The organism is Mesorhizobium sp. M0621 (assembly GCF_040320745.1).
Lineage (GTDB): Bacteria > Pseudomonadota > Alphaproteobacteria > Rhizobiales > Rhizobiaceae > Mesorhizobium.
Genome location: NZ_JAMYQF010000123.1, coordinates 1 through 1,469, shown reverse-complemented (window position 1 = coordinate 1,469; position 1,469 = coordinate 1). Strand labels below are relative to the sequence as shown.

1 protein-coding gene is annotated in these 1,469 nt (G+C 63.2%); it reads left to right on the top strand.

Annotation, left to right across the window (positions count from 1 at the left end):
• Positions 1-170 precede the first annotated feature (170 nt).
• Positions 171-1,460 (top strand): IS4 family transposase, encoded by a 1,290-nt coding sequence (locus tag NKI38_RS33385; RefSeq protein WP_352665131.1) that lies wholly within the window; start codon positions 171-173, stop codon positions 1,458-1,460.
• Positions 1,461-1,469: the final 9 nt, after the last annotated feature.

The following is a 1,469-nucleotide window of genomic DNA, read 5'->3' as shown; positions in this document are numbered from 1 at the left end:
CTAGGGGATGCACACATCTTTTGAGGTGGATGACTCGCTTTTGATTGGTTGTTTGGCGTTGGGATGTGATTCTGTTGGCGATGCTCGGATTGAGGAGGTGTTGCGATGTCAGCCAATGAGATCAAGTTGGGAGCGTTCGGCGACGAGCGCCTGCAAAAAAGGGGGCCCAGTTGCTGGGGCTCATGGTGGATCGGCAGAGCGTTTGCGTTCGGCGGCTGGCGGGAGGTTCTCGCGGCCGGATCGTTGGCTTTGGCCGGTTCTTGGCGAACGGGCGGGTGACGACGCAGGGTCTGATCGAAGGCTGGGGGTCGACGAGTTCGCAGGCTTGTGCGGGCCATCACGTGCTGGCGATCCAGGACACCAGCGAAATCCACTTTGCGACCACGGCAGAGCATCGGAGGGGTCTGGGAGAGACCGGCAAGGGCGGCAACGTCCGAGGTGCGTTGCTGCATGCAATGTTGGCACTGGATGCGGGAACGGGCGAGGTACTCGGGTTGGTATCGGGCCAGATCTGGACGCGCGATGGCCGGGTGGAAACGCCACATGGCCAACGGTTGTTGACCGACAAGGAATCGCAGCGCTGGCTGGCCACGGCCGAAGCGGCCAAGGGCGTGCTAGTGCGGGCTGCGATGGTGACGGAGGTGAGCGATCGCGAGAGCGACATCTACGCCAAGTGGGGCCGCGTGCCGGGTCCGAACTTCCATATCCTGACCCGCGCCATGAGCGACCGCTTGATCGAGGGCGGCAAGCTCTCGACGGCAAAGCTGCAGCCGGCCGGTGAAGCCGATGTGGAGCTGCGCGCTCGTCCTGGCCGGCCGGCGCGTACGGCCCATCTGGCGGCCCGCTTCGGCCAAGTCGCCCTCAAACGCCCACAAAACTGCATCGAAAAGGGGCTGGCCAAGACAGTGACGGTGAGCCTGGTGGAGGTGCTTGAGGTGGGTGCGCCTGCGGACGCCGAGCCAATCGTCTGGCGCCTGCTGACCACCCATACGGTTCAAGATTCGGCCATGGCTTGGCAGGTGGTTGCCTGGTACCGGATGCGCTGGACCATCGAGCAGTTCTTTCGCACCTTGAAGCAGCAGGGCTTGCAACTGGAGGACAGTCAGTTGGAAACCGCCGAGCGGCTGATGAAGCTGACTGCCATCGCCGCACGCGCCGCCTGCATCATCATGCAGCTTGTCCAGGCCCGCGACGGAGCATCCGCACAATCCGCCGAGATCGCCTTTACGCCCGCCGAGATCGATACCTTGCAGGCTCTGGTGCCCGAGTTGGAAGGCAAGACCGCTCTCCAGAAAAACCCTCACCCGCCCAAGTCTCTGGCCTGGGCCGCCTGGATCATCGCCAAACTCGGAGGCTGGGATGGCTATCCCAAGTCCAAGCCACCAGGCCCAATCACCTTCCGTCACGGCCTTCAGCACTTCCAATCCATCGCACACGGCTGGGGCCTGCGAGATGTGTGAATCGCCTAG